A 16771-nucleotide genomic window follows, 5' to 3' on the forward strand; every position below is an offset into this window, starting at 1 on the left:
CGGGATGCAGCTAATGCTACATCCCGGAAAATTATTTTTTTTCTCCGATCAGTGTACCGGATACATTCCAGAAGCTTTGGCTGCTCCCTTCCGGTTTACCCTGTGGAATAGCTACCTGTATAGTATGCTGTCCCGGCGTAATATCGGGTAAAGAAATGAATACCGGGGAGGTAAGCGTGCCCGGGCACCAGTTGGAACGGCTCAGATCAGAAGAAGAAAGCCCGTTGCCAAAATTACCGGAAGCAGGGTTCAGCAAACGGTAAGTAGCGCAATCTGTACGCCACGGAATAAAATGATATACCCGTTTTCCATCTACAAAAATTTCATTCTGCTTAGGATTAAACTCATCACCGCCTCCCCAGCCACCATGGCCGGTAGTCAGAAATCTTAACTGTATATTTTTAACCCCTTCCGGAATGGTAACGGTCACTTTAAGGGAATCTTTATCAAAGAGAGTGGCATACTCCTGTCCGGCCATTTCCATCAGGTTGGTAGTATTGAAAACGGGGTAGATCCAGTTGGCAGCGGGGCGGTTCTCATCTTCCGGATCACCTGGGTAATATTTAAGGCTCAGGCTTACCTTATGACCGCCTTTATCATAGTTGCCGATATACACGCCCAGCCATACATCGCCCTGCAGGCGGCCATGCAGTTCTGTGATATCTTGTTTATAGATAACGGAATCAGCCCAGTTATAGCCGGCAATTTTTACCTGGTTATTAAACTGCCGGACACCGAACGGCGTGAAGAAACGCAGTACTTCCAACGCAGGCAGATAATTGTCTGTAGCTACCATGCCCTGGTATTGTTTACCATTTTTAGCGCTGAATAACGGTAACGCCCCCACGCCTTTTTGCAGGCCGTCCAGGAAAGAGGTGGCTTTATCTGCCGGGATCATAAATACGGAACCTGTTCTGTCGTATGCATCGCCATTGGAATATTGGGTAAGCTCTGCAAAAAGAGTTTCTCCATTTTGGGCTGCCGGTAAATTTATTTTTTTTAGAATGACTGTACCGCCTGCAAAATGATACGTTTGATTAAGCTGTTCCCCCGGAGGATTAGGTGTGTTATTACCCCAGCTGATCTGTTCCTGGTTAAATACCGGCAGGGTAGTGTACCGGCTGTCGATTACCTGCCGCATATACGCGGCGTCGTTTACCAGCGAGCCGGTATTGGCTGGCCAGGCCAGCGCTGCTCCGGGTACTTTGCCCCAGGTGATCTTTTTTGCCAGGGTTTCACTGTTACCATTACGCACTATTTTAAGCACCAGGCCCAGGCCGGGCGCAATGGTAATATTTGGCGTGCCTTTCAGCGGCAGAGCATCGGTATACCATACTTCTATGGTGTTGGACCGGATAAACAATTTGGCTTTTCTACAGGGATATCCCAGTATGGTAGCGGTGTCTGGTAATAATTCGGGAACAGTATATTCAGAGAACGCTTTTTTCAGCGTGTATACTTCCCCGTTGGGAAGACTTAACACCTGCAGGGTAGCCTGTTCCTGCAGCTCCAGGAACTGCTGTTCTTTCTGTTTGCTGTTGCCTGGAACAATATGCGCCCGCTGATGGTCAATGACCAGCTGCAGTCCATTGCCGGGAATTTCTTTCCCGTTGCTGCTAAAGCCGTAGGTAATAATGGCCGATGCACTGTCTACCGGCTTCTTCTTTTGCGCCTGTACCGGTTGCAGGGCGGAGAGGATCCCGGTAAAAATCAGTATTAGTTTCTTCATTGTAACTGTTTGCTTATAATATCAGGGAGCAGCTGGCAGGCACGGCGCTGGTAAATACTAAAAAAAAGCACAGCCATAAAGACTGTGCTTTCGTTTAACACTATCATTCACTCAACTATGGCTTATTCTGCTTCTGCCACTACTTCTTTCACTTCCGGGATCATTCGCTTCATCATGCCTTCAATACCGGCTTTCAGCGTGATCATGGAGGAGGGGCAGCCTGAACAGGAACCTTGCAACATCAGTGTAACCGTACCATTTTCGTAGTCTTTGAACTGAATGGCGCCGCCATCCATTTCAACAGCCGGTTTCACATAGTTCTCAAGTAATTCCTTGATCCGTTTTACCACGTCTGTATCGTCTGCACTCACTTCATTGCTCGCAGTAGACTTGGTAATTACCACCTCGTCTTCATTGATAACAGGTCGGGAGTCTTCCAGGTATTCTTTCAGGAAGGCCTTCACGGTAGGAATTATATCGTTCCAGTCGGTTTCGCTGGTTTTGGTAAGCGTAATAAAGTTAGCCATGATAAATACGCCCCTGATGAAAGGGAAGCTAAACAGCTCTATGGCTAAAGGAGACGGTTTTGCACTGGCTTCATCCGGGAAATCAATGCTTTTGCCGGGGTACAGGAGCTTGTTGGCTACAAACTTCATGGTTTCCGGATTGGGCGTCATCTCCGTATATATGCTGATGATTGGATTTCCTGTTTTAATCATTTTATCCTAATTTACTTATGCAAAGGTAACATTTTTCAGGCAGATTTCCGGGATGCATCTGAATGTAGCCTATTGAAATTACCAATCCGGATATAGTTCCCAGTGATATCCCCGCCACTCCTTGATCTTCTACATATTATACAAATTTTTCATTATGTTATTAAAAGAACTTTCTCCGAAAATTCATGATGCGCTGAACCAGCAGGTGGAAATGGAAGCAGCCTCCTCCCAATATTATCTTGCCATGGCTTCCTGGGCGGAGGTACAGGGGTATAACGGCGTGGCCCAGTTCCTGTACCGGCACTCAGACGAGGAAAGGGCGCATATGCTGAAACTGCTGAAGTTTATTAACGAAAGAGGCGGTCATGGCCTGGTTCCGGCCTTAAAGCAGCCTACCGTGAAATTCAAGAACATCCATGCCATTTTTGAACATGTGTTCAGCCACGAGCTCCTGGTTTCCAAAGAAATCAATAACCTGGTAGATATGTGCCTGAAGGAAAAGGATTATGCCACACACAATTTCCTGCAATGGTATGTTACCGAGCAAATTGAGGAAGAACGCCTTGCCCGTCATATCCTTGATAAATTAAAGCTGATAGGAGAGGACAAGGGGGGTCTTTATATTTTCGACCGGGATCTTGCCACATTGGATACCAACGACAGGCATTAATATCTGATTTAATTTCTGCGTGCTACTTATTACTTTTGTAACCATATATGCAAACATCCAAAGTCTTAAAAGCGCGCAAAAGAATAGCCCTGATTGCTCACGACCATAAAAAAGCGGAGTTGATAGAATGGGCCACTTATAACAAAACGGTGCTCAGCCGCCATGAACTGTACGCAACCGGCACCACCGGCCTGCTGATAGAACAGGCGCTGGATGTATCTGTAAGAAAACTCCTCAGTGGCCCCCTGGGCGGCGACCAGCAAATTGGCGCCCTGGTGGCCACCGGGGAACTCGATGTGATCATTTTTTTCTGGGACCCCATGGAGGCATTGCCCCACGACCCGGATATCAAGGCCCTGCTCCGCCTCGGCGTGGTATGGAATATTCCTATGGCCAGCAACCGGGCATCAGCAGATTTTCTCCTTACTTCCCCCCTGATGCACCAGGAATATGAAGCCAGCCTTCCGGATTACAGCCAGTATACAAAAAGAAAGATTTAGCCAACCACCGCTACCCGAATTTTCCGTATTTTAAATAAAAGCTACGGGAATGAAAATTGCTGATACCCTTTACTTCGCAGCCATACTGGTTGGTCTGGTTTTTCCGTGCCATGCACAAAACGACAGCAGTAAGGCCAGCCGCGACTCCCTTACCGATTCACAACTGATCCTGACCACCCGCCTGCTCAGGGAAAGCGATTCCCTTCAGAAAGCAGATAATGAACAAAAAAGGCAATTGCAGCAGCAGCTGGCGCAGATCAATAATGACAATGACCAGCGTAAAAAAGAACTGCAACAAAAACTCTCCGCTTTTGAACAGGCCGATTCCCTGAAAAAAGCCGCCGCCACCCAGCGTATCCTCCGGATAAAAGCCATCAGCAAGGGTATTCCGGTGGTGCCCTTTCGTGACGATACCCTTTTCTATATTTACAATAAACTGGGCCCGCTGAAACCAAGCGACCGCGCTCAGAACATTGAGCATAAACTGAGGCTGCTGGCCGATGATCCCTTTTTTGCCTCTGACTCTATAAAAATTATACCCAACGAAAACAATATAGACCTTATCTATAACGAACTGGTACTGCTGACCGTAACAGACGACGATGCATTATGGCTGGAACAGGATAAAGCGCAGGTGGCACAGCAATATGCAAGCGCTGTGCGCAATGCCATCCTGCAGGAAAAGAAAGACAGCAGCCTGCAGAGTGTTCTCATCCGCATAGGATGGCTCTTATTGATTGTCGTTGTTTTTTCCTTCATCGTTTATGGTATCAACCGTTTATTCAAACAGCTGCGCAGAAGAATTGTACGCGAAAAAGACCGCTACTTTAAAGGCGTTAAAGTAAAGGAATATGCATTGCTGAACCAGCAAAAGCAGATAGGCATTGTTTTTAACATCCTGCGCATTGTGCGGATCATTGCCATTCTTCTCGTTTTTTATATTACCCTTCCCTTTGTATTCAGCATTTTTCCATGGACCAAAGGGATTGCGGACAAACTGATCAGCTGGACATTGTCTCCCATCAAATCCATCCTGCTGGGATTCCTGCACTATCTCCCCAAATTACTCACCATCATCGTGATCTATTTTGTAACCAGATACCTGGTGAAACTGGTGAATTACCTGGCAGAAGAAGTAGCTACCGGCAACCTTACTATCAAAGGATTTTATGCGGACTGGGCAAGGCCTACCGGAAGCGGCGTAAAGTTCCTGCTGTATGCCTTTATGTTCGTGGTAATATTCCCTTACCTGCCAGGGTCCGACTCAAAAATATTCCAGGGAGTATCCGTTTTTCTTGGCATCCTGTTCTCATTGGGCTCATCTTCCGCCATTGCCAATGTGATAGCGGGTTTTGTAATTACGTATATGCGTCCGTTTAAGATCGGCGACCGGGTAAAGATCGGGGAAATTACGGGAGATGTAATAGAAAAGAACCTTCTTGTCACCAGGCTTCGCACCATAAAAAACGAAGAAATTACAGTCCCCAACGCCAGTATATTAAATGGCCACACCATCAATTTTACCACGTCCAGCAAAGATCTTGGGCTCATCTTACACACTACTGTAACTATCGGCTACGAAGTGCCATGGAAAAAAGTACATGACATGCTGATCAAAGCGGCTGTAGCCACCGATGGCGTTATGAAAGATAAGCCGCCGTTTGTGTTACAAACCAGTCTTGATGATTTCGCCATTGCCTACGAAATCAATGTATATACCGACCATTCCCATAAAATGGCGGTTATCTACTCGGATCTTCACCGGCATATTATTGACGAGTTCAATGCAGCAGGTATTGAAATTATGTCGCCACACTTTATTGCACACCGCGATGGCAACATGACTACAGTACCGGCGGAATATCTGCCGGAAGATTACCAGGCGCCGGCCACAAAACTTAAGATGGAGAAAGATTAGTTCCCTATCTTCATAAGAATCACATATTTGTATCGAATCAGCCCTGCTTTTTGCTATTTTCGCATCTTACGGTAAAAAAAGTCAGGCTGATGTTGAAGCAATTTATAGCAGGCGTAATACTATTGATTATTGGAATGCAGCAGGCATGGGCACAATTGCCTCCCAAACGCGAACTGAGAGCGGTATGGATTGCCACTGTGGAAAATATTGACTGGCCATCCAGGCGCGGATTAAGTACAGAACAACAAAAGCAGGAGTTCATTGCAATACTTAATCAACAACAACGGAATGGTATGAACGCTGTAGTGGTACAGGTGCGCCCGGCTACCGATGCCTTTTATGCTTCACCCTACGAGCCCTGGTCTGAATATCTCACTGGTGTACAGGGCCAGGCTCCCAATCCCTACTACGATCCTTTACAATTCATGGTGGAAGAAACCCATAAACGCGGTATGGAGTTTCATGCCTGGTTTAACCCATACAGGGCTGTATTCAATACCAGCCGGAGCAGCGTGGCGCCCGATCATATCACCCGCCTGAAACCGCAATGGTTCGTTACTTACGACAATAAAAAATATTTTGACCCGGGCATCCCTGAAGTGCGCGAATATGTAACCTCAGTGATCCGCGATGTGGTAAAACGTTACGATATTGACGCCGTACATTTTGACGACTATTTTTATCCCTACCGGGTTCCCGGAAAAGAATTCCCGGATAACAGCTCGTACCGGTTATATGGCAATAATATGCTGCGGGACGACTGGCGCCGTGCCAATACAGATGCTATTATAAAAATGCTGAGCGTGGCCATCAAAGCGGAAAAGCCCTGGGTTAAATTTGGCATCAGCCCCTTTGGCGTTTGGCGCAATAAAGACAAAGACCCGGAAGGATCTTATACCAAAGGAGGTCAAACCAACTACGACGACCTGTTTGCCGATATCCTCAAATGGCTGAAAAACGGCTGGATCGATTATGTAACACCCCAGATCTACTGGGAACGCGGGCACCGGCTGGCCGACTATGAAATATTACTGAACTGGTGGAGCCAGCACGGCTATGGACGGCAGGTATATATCGGTCATGGCGTATACCGCATAGGCAGCAATGCCGCCTGGAAAAATCCGAATGAATTGCCGGCGCAAATAGAAGAAGCAAGGACCCTGAACACGATCCAGGGTAGTATGTTTTACAGTGCGGCCTCTTTCCGCGGCAACCCGCTTGGCATTGAAGACGCCCTGCGCACCCGCCTTTATAAATACCCGGCCCTGCGGCCTATTATGCAATGGCTGCCGAAAGAAACACCGGAGGCTCCTTATTTCATTGATGCCTTTGAAAGACCAGGCGGACTGGAAATACACTGGGCTGATGATGACACCAGCGGTCACACCAAACAATATGTATTATATCGCTTTGAGCAAAATGAAGCAATTAACGTAAGCGACCCTACGAAAATAATTGGTATCCTGCAGCAGTCGTCTGATCCTGAGTTTAAGGACCTCACTTATGTAAAAGGAAAACTGTATACCTACATTGTGACGGCACTCGACAGGATGCAGAATGAAAGTCATATCAGCGAGCCGCTGCGTATGCGGCTGGTGAATGGCAGGGCGCAATTTCTTTTTGAACCATAGCATGGAAGATGTATAATATGACTTCCTGGCGATAACGCCTATGTTGTAATACTATGGCGCATTAAAAGATCAATGCGCCTGTTTCCATATCAATAGCAGTGGCTTCAGCTGGAAGTTTCAGTTCCGGGAAGGCATCTGTATGCTGAAGGGCTGCGGTAGATCCCAGTGCAGCGCCAGCTACGCCGCCAACAAATGCCCCGGCAATGATCGCTGTCTGCCTTCTTTCATATGCCGACAGGTAAGATGAAATCACATAGCCATAGCCACTACGCGATAATCCTACCAGTGATTTATTATGGTATTTAAATACAGCGCCGTTCTTTACTATGCCCCATAGCGATGGAACAACGGTTTGCTTTCCATCGCCGGCAACGGCATATACCTTTACTTTACCCGCCTTGCCCTTTGTTTCAAACTGCGGGATATCCGGTTTATTCTGAAGGAAACTGTCAAACGACAGGTATACTCCGTCGCTCATAAGCGGCGCCTTCAGGGCCGGCAGTTCCCGTTTCTGTGCATAAATTGCATTGATCCCGGCCAGGGAGAGGACCGGCTGGGTATCTGCCAGTACAGAGTCGATGGCTGCTGCGCCTGTTGTATAAAACTCCTTAAAGGCGTTTGAAATATTGTTCCGGTGTTGGTGGGTTACATCAAATCCACCATTTAAATGAGCTATATCCATGGCTTTCAGCAGCTTGTAGCTGTCTTCCCCGGTTTGCACATAGGCCGTTGCCTTTAAACGGACATAAGCTTTTTCTCCCATCATCTGAGTGCGCTCTCCGATGCGGAGGTCCTGTACCACCCAGATAAGCCGTGGTTTTCCGGGAACGAATATCCCGCCGAAAGTATTATTTACGTACTCCTGGAGATAGCTGCCCATTTCCTTATCAGGCACTGCTTCCACTTTGTTATTAAAAAGGCCGGTTTGTAAAAACCCGATGCGGGCGGTATCCCATACCGCGCTGAGCACGGTGATACCGGATATTTTAGCCTGCTGGCTGTCGGCGGTAAGAGGAGCGGCCTTTCCCAGGCTTACTTTTTTCTGCGCAGGCGCTTCCGGCTGATCCTGTGCGGAAACCGGCTGTAAAAGCCCGGTAAACATCGCTAAAAATGCAACTGTGAAAAGTTGGCGGCATAGGTAATTGGTATAGGCCATCATATTATTAAAGGGTATTATCCAAATATAATAAATGGAGGGCAAAAAGCACCCGGTTATAAAGGAGGCTCCATCTGCCGGGTCCGGTAAGCCAGTCAGCCTGAGCCCAAAACGGTTCCAATTTATCCTGAGGAAGCAGTCATTTTTTCAAAAACTCTAACAATTCAGGCCATCTTTTTATTTTTTTCTAAATTTTAACCGTCTAACAAAAGTTTATATAAAAAATACCGCATTCCTTTAGTATCTTTAAACCGTTCCCGAATTATATCGTACACCATCACCCGCGGCGCAAGTCTGAAGGGAAGGGTGTGCCAAAGCAAAAAATCTAAACCAAATGGATGAAGTGAAGCAAACGCAAGGTTTATACCGTCCGGAATTTGAACATGATGCCTGCGGAACAGGTTTTACTGCCCATATTAAGGGTCGTAAATCCCACCATATTATTCGTGATGCCTTAACCATGCTGGAAAACATGGAACACCGCGGAGCCTGCGGCTGTGAGCAGAACACGGGAGATGGTGCAGGGATACTGTTTCAAACGCCCCATGAGTTCCTGTATGATGAATGCCTGAAACTGGGCATCGCCTTACCGGAGTTTGGAAAATACGGTGTAGGCATGGTCTTCTTTCCGAAAGAACCACGCTGGCGTGAAGAATGCCGCGAGATCTTTCAACGCAGCGCAGAGAAACTGGGCCTGGAAATTCTTGGCTACCGTAAAGTACCGGTACGCCCGGATGGCATTGGTGAGTCTGCCCTTTCTGTAGAACCGGAAATTGAACAGGTATTTATTGCCTGTCCTTATCATATCAGCGACCCGGAAATTTTTGAGCGCAAATTATTTGTGCTCCGTAACTACGTTTCCAAAACCGTTCGCAATACAGTTCCTAAAGAGAAGTCACTATTCTACATTGCCTCCCTCTCTTATAAAACAATTGTATATAAAGGTCAGCTGACCACCTACCAGGTACGTCATTATTATACAGACCTGAGCGATGAGAAAATGGTTTCCGCCTTTGCCCTCATCCACTCCAGGTTTGCTACCAATACTTTCCCCAGCTGGCGACTGGCTCACCCATACAGGTATATCGCCCACAATGGCGAGATCAACACGCTCAAAGGCAATCTCAACTGGTTACGCGCCGGCGAAAGGGACTTTGTTTCCAAATACTTCACTAAGGAAGAAATGGAAATGCTGCTCCCTATCGTGGAAGAAGGCCAGTCCGACTCTGCCAGCCTGGATAATGTGATTGAACTGCTCACCATGACAGGCCGTTCCCTGCCACATGTAATGATGATGCTGGTGCCGGAAGCATGGGATGGTAATGAAGATATGGGTGAAGAAAAGAAAGCATTTTATGAATACCATGCTTCTCTCATGGAGCCATGGGACGGTCCTGCTTCCATTTCCTTTACCGATGGTAAAATCATTGGCGCTACCCTCGACCGTAACGGGTTACGTCCAAGCCGCTTTGTAGTAACCAAAGACGATCGTGTGATCATGGCTTCAGAAGCCGGTGTATTACCGATTGATCCGAAAAATATCAAAGAAAAAGGCCGCCTGCAACCTGGTAAAATGTTTATCGTAGACATGGACCAGGGTCGCATCATAGGAGATGAGGAGCTGAAACAACAGATCTGCTCCCAGCAACCTTATGGCGAATGGCTGAATAAATACAAGATCCGCCTGGAAGAACTGCCTGAACCAAGAGTAACCTTTACTCACCTGGAACATGACCAGATCTTTAAATACCAACGGGCATTTGGTTACAGCACGGAAGACCTGGATAACATCATTGCCCCGATGGCTATTGATGGCAAGGAACCTGTTGGCTCTATGGGTACAGATACCCCGCTGGCAGTACTGAGCAACCAGCCACAGCACCTCTGTAACTACTTTAAACAATTGTTCGCACAGGTAACCAACCCACCAATTGACCCCATCAGGGAAAGACTGGTAATGTCGCTCGCAACCTTTGTGGGCAACAATGGTAACCTGCTGGATGAAGATCCGCTGCACTGCCACGGTCTGGCGCTGCGTCACCCGATCCTCAACAACCACGAGCTGGAAAAGATACGCAGTATTGATACCGGTTTATTCCAGGCCAAAACATTACATACCTATTTCAAGGCCGACGGCAAGCCCGGCTCCCTGGAAAAAGGTTTGGCCCGCTTATGCCGCTACGCGGTAGATGCAGTGGAAGATGGTTTTGAAGTAATCATCCTGTCAGACCGCGCTATTGATTCAGAACATGCTGCTATTCCGTCTATCCTCGCAGCCTCCGCCGTTCACCACCACCTGATCCGCAAGGGTTACCGTGGCCAGGTAGGACTGATCGTAGAAGCCGGCGATGTTTGGGAAGTGCACCACTTTGCCTGCCTGCTGGGCTTTGGCGTAACCGCCATCAACCCGTACCTGGCGCTCAGCACTATCCGTGATATGAAGCTGAACGGCAAACTGGACACCACGCTGGATGTAGATAAGCTGAAGAAGAATTATATTAAAGCGATCTGCGATGGCCTGCTGAAAGTATTTTCCAAGATGGGTATCTCCACCCTGCAGTCATACCAGGGTGCGCAGATCTTCGAGATACTGGGTATCAACCAGGCAACTGTTGATAAATATTTCACCGGCGCCGTTTCCCGTATACAGGGCCTGGGCCTGGATGAAATTGCCCGCGAAACACTGGCTAAACACTGGATGGGCTATGGCCGTAAAGAAACGCCGGTACAGCGTTTAACAGAAGGTGGCGTGTACCAGTGGAAACGTAAAGGAGAATTCCATCTCTTTAATCCAACTACTATTCACTATCTGCAGTTGGCCACCCGTATGGGCGACTATGCAGCCTTCAAAAAATATTCTAAAGCGGTAAACGATCAAAGTGAAAAAGCAGCCACCTTGCGTAGCCTGTTTACTTTCAAAAAGAATCGTCCGTCTATTTCCATTGATGAAGTAGAACCGGCTACCAGCATCTTCAAGCGCTTTGCTACAGGTGCGATGAGCTTTGGATCTATTTCACACGAGGCACACTCCACACTGGCGATTGCCATGAACCGTATCGGTGCAAAAAGCAATACCGGTGAGGGTGGGGAAGATGAGCTGCGTTATGAGCTGCTGGAAAACGGTGACTCTATGCGCTCCGCCATCAAACAGGTAGCCAGCGCCCGTTTCGGGGTAACCAGCTACTACCTGACCAATGCCGACGAATTACAGATTAAAATGGCACAGGGTGCAAAACCCGGTGAAGGCGGGCAGTTGCCCGGCCATAAAGTGGACGACTGGATCGCGAAAGTAAGGCACTCCACACCTGGTGTGGGCCTCATCTCTCCGCCTCCTCACCACGATATTTACTCTATTGAGGATCTGGCGCAGCTGATCTATGATCTGAAAAACGCCAACCGTGCCGCCCGTATCAGCGTGAAGCTGGTATCTAAAGCTGGCGTGGGAACTATCGCTGCCGGTGTTGCAAAAGCACATGCCGATGTAGTACTGGTTTCCGGCTTCGATGGCGGTACCGGTGCATCCCCCATCAGTTCAATCAAACATGCTGGTTTACCATGGGAGCTCGGTTTGGCCGAATCTCACCAAACGCTGGTAAAGAATAAGCTCCGCAGCAGGGTAGTGCTGCAAACAGACGGTCAGCTGAAAACCGGCCGCGACATTGCCATCGCTACCTTACTGGGCGCTGAAGAATGGGGTGTTGCCACCGCTGCCCTCGTGGTAGAAGGTTGTATCATGATGCGTAAATGCCATGTAAACACCTGTCCTGTTGGCGTTGCCACCCAGGATCCGGAACTGCGCAAGCGCTTCAACAGCGACCCGCAACATGTGGTAAACCTCTTCACCTATCTTGTGGAAGAGCTCCGCGAAATCATGGCCGACCTGGGCTTCCGTACCGTCAACGAAATGGTAGGCCAGGTAGAATGTCTCCAGATGCGTGATAACATCACCAACTGGAAAACACAGAAACTGGATCTGTCACCGATCTTATATAAAGAAGAAGCTTCTGCCGAAACCGGCCTGTACAAACAGGAAGAACAGGATCATGGTATCAGCGAAGTGATCGACTGGCAACTGCTGAAGGCTGCACAGCCCGCACTGGAAAAGAAAGCCAGGGTGTATCAGCAGTTCCCCGTAAAAAATACAGATCGTACTATTGGTACCATCCTGTCTAACGAAATATCCAAACGCTACAAGAGCGAAGGATTACCGGAAGATACCCTGCATTTCAAATTCATCGGGTCTGCAGGCCAGAGCTTCGGCGCCTTTACTACTAAAGGCTTAACGCTGGAACTGGAAGGAGAAGCCAACGACTACTTCGGTAAAGGGCTGTCTGGCTCCAAGCTGATCCTCTATCCACACGGAGAAGCAGGATTCAAGGCAGAAGAAAATATCATCGCAGGTAACGTTTGTTTCTATGGAGCCACCTCCGGTGAAGCTTTCATCCGCGGTAAGGCAGGAGAACGTTTTTGTGTGCGTAACTCCGGCGCTACCGTAGTAGTAGAAGGAGTGGGCGATCACGGATGTGAATACATGACCGGTGGTAAAGCGGTGATCCTGGGTGAAACCGGCCGCAACTTCGGAGCAGGTATGAGCGGTGGTATCGCTTATGTTTACGATGTGAAAGGTACTTTCGCCAACCACTGCAACAGGGATATGATCGACCTGGATCCGCTGGACCAGGAAGACGTAGCACAGCTGCAGGACCTGATTACTAAACATCATGCCTACACGAACAGCACCGTAGCGAAGTTTATCCTGAAAGACTGGGAAAACCAACTGCGTCATTTCGTGAAAGTATTCCCGAAAGAATACAAAGCAGCGTTGAAATCAGCAAAAACACAAGGCCAGAAAGTAGGTCACTAATTGAACAATTAACATTCATCATCAAAATATCCCTTGCAGGTAAGGGACTTGTGGAGGAAAATTATGGGTAAACCTACAGGATTCCTGGAATTTACACGCGAGCTTCCCGGGAAAGCAGATCCCCGGGAAAGGGTTGGTCACTATAATGAATTTGTAGAGCGCTTCCCGGATAATAAGTTAAATCAGCAGGCGGCCCGCTGTATGAACTGTGGTGTGCCTTTCTGTCACAGCGGATGCCCGCTGGGTAATGTGATCCCGGAATTTAATGATGCCGTATACCGCCAGGATTGGAAAGAAGCGTATGATATATTATCCTCTACCAATAACTTCCCGGAATTTACCGGCCGTATTTGCCCGGCTCCATGCGAAAGCGCCTGTGTACTGGGTATCAACCAGCCTCCGGTAGCTATCGAGGAAATAGAAAAACACATCATCGAAATAGCTTTCGATAAAGGACTGGTACAGGCAAAAGCACCGCGTATGCGTACCGGCAAAAAAGTAGCGGTGATTGGTTCCGGTCCGGCCGGACTGGCTGCTGCAGCACAACTGAACTATGCAGGCCACACGGTAACGGTATTTGAGCGCGACGATGCGCCCGGCGGACTTTTACGCTACGGTATCCCTGATTTCAAACTGGAAAAATGGGTGGTAGACCGCCGCGTGAAACTGATGGAAGAAGAAGGCGTGGTGTTTCAGTGCAATGCCAACGTAGGCGTGAACGTTAGTACCAATGATCTGCTGAGAGAATACAACGCAATTGTACTGGCTGGTGGTTCCACCATTCCACGCGACCTCCCGATCCAGGGTCGTGAGCTGAAAGGCATACATTATGCAATGGACTTCCTGAAGCAGCAGAATAAAAGAGTCAGCAACATCGCAGTAGAAGGCAGCGATATACTGGCAACCGGCAAAAATGTAATCGTGATTGGTGGTGGTGATACCGGTTCCGACTGTGTGGGAACCAGTAACCGTCATGGCGCCAGCAGCGTTACGCAACTGGAGCTGTTACCTAAACCTCCGGGCGAGCGTACGCCATTTATGCCATGGCCTACCTATCCGATGATTTTAAAAACATCTTCTTCCCACGAAGAAGGGGCAGACCGTAAGTGGGCCATCGCCACCAAATCCTTTATAGGAGATGACAACGGCCACCTGAAAGCCCTGCGCCTGGTAGACCTTCAATGGACTTCCAGCGCCGATGGCAGACCGGCTAAATTTACAGAAGTTCCCGGTTCTGAAAGAGATGTACCCTGCGAACTGGCCTTATTGGCTATGGGCTTCGTACATCCGCAGCATACCGGCTTACTGGATCAGCTGGAAGTGGAAAGAGATGAGCGCGGTAATGTAAAAGCTACCGAAAAAGATTACCTGACATCCATCCCTAAAGTGTTCGCTGCCGGCGATATGCGCCGCGGACAGTCACTGGTGGTATGGGCAATAAGTGAAGGCCGTGAGTGCGCAAGAAAAGTGGACGAATTCCTGATGGGCAGCTCCCAGCTGGAAAGCAAAGACCATTCACTGCAGGCAATGGCTTTATAATTCAAAAATGTAAATCAAAATTTTTCTCATAAGCAGGTTTAGATTTTGTTGTAACCTTCAGCCGGGCCGGGTTTTTACCCGGCCTATAATTTTTTAGGAAGACCGCTCCGGCAGTATCTTCTCTCTGTACCAGTCTTTGCTCAGAGCCGCCAATCATTTGTTCTCTCCCCGGTTTTAAAGACATAAATCAAACATCAGCAGAAACAAAGCCGGTATTCAGCTATTTCCGGGTATCTGCCCTCCTCAAACCAGATACATTTGTTTATTATGAAACAACTGTTGTGCTTTTGGGGCTTTATATTGCTGGGCTTCTCTGCGTCGGCACAAACTGAGCTGATTACAGATGCCCCCCAACTAAAGAAAGGGTTGTACAAAACCTTTGAAGAATTTCAATCCAATAACCCTTCTGAAGAAGGCGACCTGGTCATCAAAAACCGTAGTACTGCAGCCCAGATCTACCTGCTGGCCAACCGTAATGAACTGGTACTGCGGGATGCTTCCGGGCAGGAACATAAACTAAAAAATTACTGGGGTTTCTGCGATGGAAAAAACATCTATATTAAAGACAATGGCCTTAATAAGTTACAGGAAATAGGCTACTACTGCATATACGCGTTACATGGTATACAACCATCCCGCGGATATATCAACCAGGCTGATATGACTACGAACAGCATCAATACACCCGTGGTGCTCAAAAAAGTGCTGAATGTGGTAACCGGCCAGGTACTGGAATTATCTGCCTATAATCTCAAAAAATATATCCTTCCGCAAGACAGTACATTGCTCAATGAATTCAAAAGCGACCGGGAGAAGAAAGACCAGCTTGAATACTATATTTTCAGGTTCAACCAACGGAATAAACCTGTAATAAAATAATTGAAATCCCTTCAATTTGATGCTGTTTGGATTTCATTAACCCGCCTGGGTTAGTGGTATAGTATATTGCGTGCTTCACAATATTGTGAGATCACGTAATTTTTTTTTATGAAAAAAGAATTGATTGAAGCGCTGTTTAAACAGTTTGAACAGGCTTGTTACCAACACAAAGGTATTGAATGCTGGAGCGCCAGGGAATTGCAGCAAATTCTTGGTTATACACAGTGGAGAAACTTTCTAAAAGTAATTGACAAAGCAAAAGCTTCCTGCGAAAACAGCGGAGTACTGGTTGAAGACCATTTTGCTGATGTCAGCAAAATGGTAACTGTTGGAAGTGACGCAAACAGGCAACTCCAGGACATTGCGCTCACCCGCTACGCCTGCTACCTCATCGCCCAAAGCGGAGATACACAAAAAGATCCCATCGCTTTTGCGCAAACCTATTTTGCCGTACAAACCCGCAAACAGGAGATTGTTGAAAAACGACTATTGGATATTGACCGTATCAATGCCAGGGAAAAACTTTCCAGGTCGGAAAAAGTGTTGTCAGGAATCATTTATGAAAGAGGTGTGGACGATAATGGGTTCGCCAGGATACGCTCCAAAGACGATGAAGCCCTTTTTGGCGGATTTACCACCCGGGATATGAAAAAGAAGCTGGTGGTCCCCGAAAACAGGGCACTGGCAGATTTCCTCCCTGTCGTAACTATTAAAGCAGAAGATCTGGCCACAGAAATTACCAGTCATAATATAGGGGAAAAAGATCTGAAAGGAGAAGGCCATATACTGGAAGAACTTGTGGACAACAACGCTGCTGTTAGAAATCTGTTGCTACAAAGAGGCATACAGCCGGAAACACTTCCTGCCGCAGAAGATGTGGATAAAGTTAAACGAAGAATTCAAAAAGAAGATAAGAATGCCCTGAACCAGGACAACTAAAAAATAAACCGCTAATCCGGTCCTTCTCCATTTCTCCAATCTGTGCATTTTACTACTCACCCCATTTGTTTTCCCGCCAAAAAAAGTATGTCCGTTACCGTATTTAATGTATTCTTGCAATTACTATTTATTCCCGTATCCAGAGGTATGGATTTTGTTGTACCCCGCAGGCAAGCGCCCGGTTACACTATCCTGCCGGTAAAGTAAACCATAAGCGCGCTTTTGCG

At 47.6% G+C, this 16771-nt stretch carries 11 protein-coding genes; 8 read left to right on the forward strand and 3 right to left on the reverse strand.

What is annotated here, in order from left to right; all coding sequences use genetic code 11:
• Positions 1–31 precede the first annotated feature (31 nt).
• Both VIM72_RS19945 and VIM72_RS19950 read right to left on the reverse strand, forming a co-directional pair.
• Positions 32–1729 carry a PNGase F N-terminal domain-containing protein gene (locus tag VIM72_RS19945; RefSeq protein WP_332004582.1) on the reverse strand — a complete coding sequence of 566 codons (1698 nt, stop codon included), beginning with the start codon at positions 1727–1729 and terminating at the stop codon, positions 32–34.
• A gap of 122 nt (positions 1730–1851) precedes the next feature.
• A complete protein-coding gene (locus tag VIM72_RS19950; protein ID WP_079471504.1) occupies positions 1852–2448 on the reverse strand; it encodes a NifU family protein in 597 nt (198 codons plus the stop codon).
• A gap of 154 nt (positions 2449–2602) precedes the next feature.
• Between VIM72_RS19950 and VIM72_RS19955 the strand changes: the two genes are divergently transcribed.
• The 4 genes from VIM72_RS19955 to VIM72_RS19970 all read left to right on the forward strand — a co-directional run bounded on the left by VIM72_RS19955 (position 2603) and on the right by VIM72_RS19970 (position 7167).
• Positions 2603–3118, forward strand: a complete 516-nt coding sequence (locus VIM72_RS19955) for a ferritin (RefSeq protein ID WP_332004584.1) — start codon at positions 2603–2605, stop codon at positions 3116–3118.
• Positions 3119–3165: 47 nt separating this feature from the next.
• Complete coding sequence (locus VIM72_RS19960; protein ID WP_332004585.1) at positions 3166–3618, forward strand: methylglyoxal synthase; 453 nt, start codon at positions 3166–3168, stop codon at positions 3616–3618.
• 49 nt (positions 3619–3667) lie between these two features.
• Positions 3668–5536, forward strand: a complete 1869-nt coding sequence (locus VIM72_RS19965; protein WP_332004586.1) for a mechanosensitive ion channel domain-containing protein — start codon at positions 3668–3670, stop codon at positions 5534–5536.
• Positions 5537–5625: 89 nt separating this feature from the next.
• Positions 5626–7167 (forward strand): glycoside hydrolase family 10 protein, encoded by a 1542-nt coding sequence (locus VIM72_RS19970; protein ID WP_332004587.1) that lies wholly within the window; start codon positions 5626–5628, stop codon positions 7165–7167.
• Positions 7168–7228: 61 nt separating this feature from the next.
• Here the strand turns inward: VIM72_RS19970 and VIM72_RS19975 are convergent, their stop codons facing one another.
• Entirely contained in the window at positions 7229–8326 is a 1098-nt protein-coding gene (locus tag VIM72_RS19975) for a hypothetical protein (protein WP_332004588.1), read from the reverse strand.
• A gap of 331 nt (positions 8327–8657) precedes the next feature.
• Here VIM72_RS19975 and gltB point away from each other — a divergent pair, with 331 nt between their 5' ends.
• The 4 genes from gltB (at position 8658) to dinD (ending at position 16544) form a co-directional block, all read left to right on the forward strand.
• A complete protein-coding gene (gene gltB, locus VIM72_RS19980) occupies positions 8658–13187 on the forward strand; it encodes a glutamate synthase large subunit (RefSeq protein WP_332004589.1) in 4530 nt (1509 codons plus the stop codon).
• A gap of 63 nt (positions 13188–13250) precedes the next feature.
• Positions 13251–14726 carry a glutamate synthase subunit beta gene (locus VIM72_RS19985; protein WP_332004590.1) on the forward strand — a complete coding sequence of 492 codons (1476 nt, stop codon included), beginning with the start codon at positions 13251–13253 and terminating at the stop codon, positions 14724–14726.
• A gap of 267 nt (positions 14727–14993) precedes the next feature.
• On the forward strand, positions 14994–15605 hold the full coding sequence (locus VIM72_RS19990; RefSeq protein ID WP_332004591.1) for a hypothetical protein: 612 nt from the start codon (positions 14994–14996) through the stop codon (positions 15603–15605).
• Between the two features lie 108 nt (positions 15606–15713).
• On the forward strand, positions 15714–16544 hold the full coding sequence (gene dinD / locus VIM72_RS19995; protein ID WP_332004592.1) for a DNA damage-inducible protein D: 831 nt from the start codon (positions 15714–15716) through the stop codon (positions 16542–16544).
• The last annotated feature ends 227 nt before the right edge of the window (positions 16545–16771 follow it).

The organism is Chitinophaga sp. (genome assembly GCF_036569185.1).
Taxonomy (GTDB): Bacteria; Bacteroidota; Bacteroidia; order Chitinophagales; family Chitinophagaceae; genus Chitinophaga.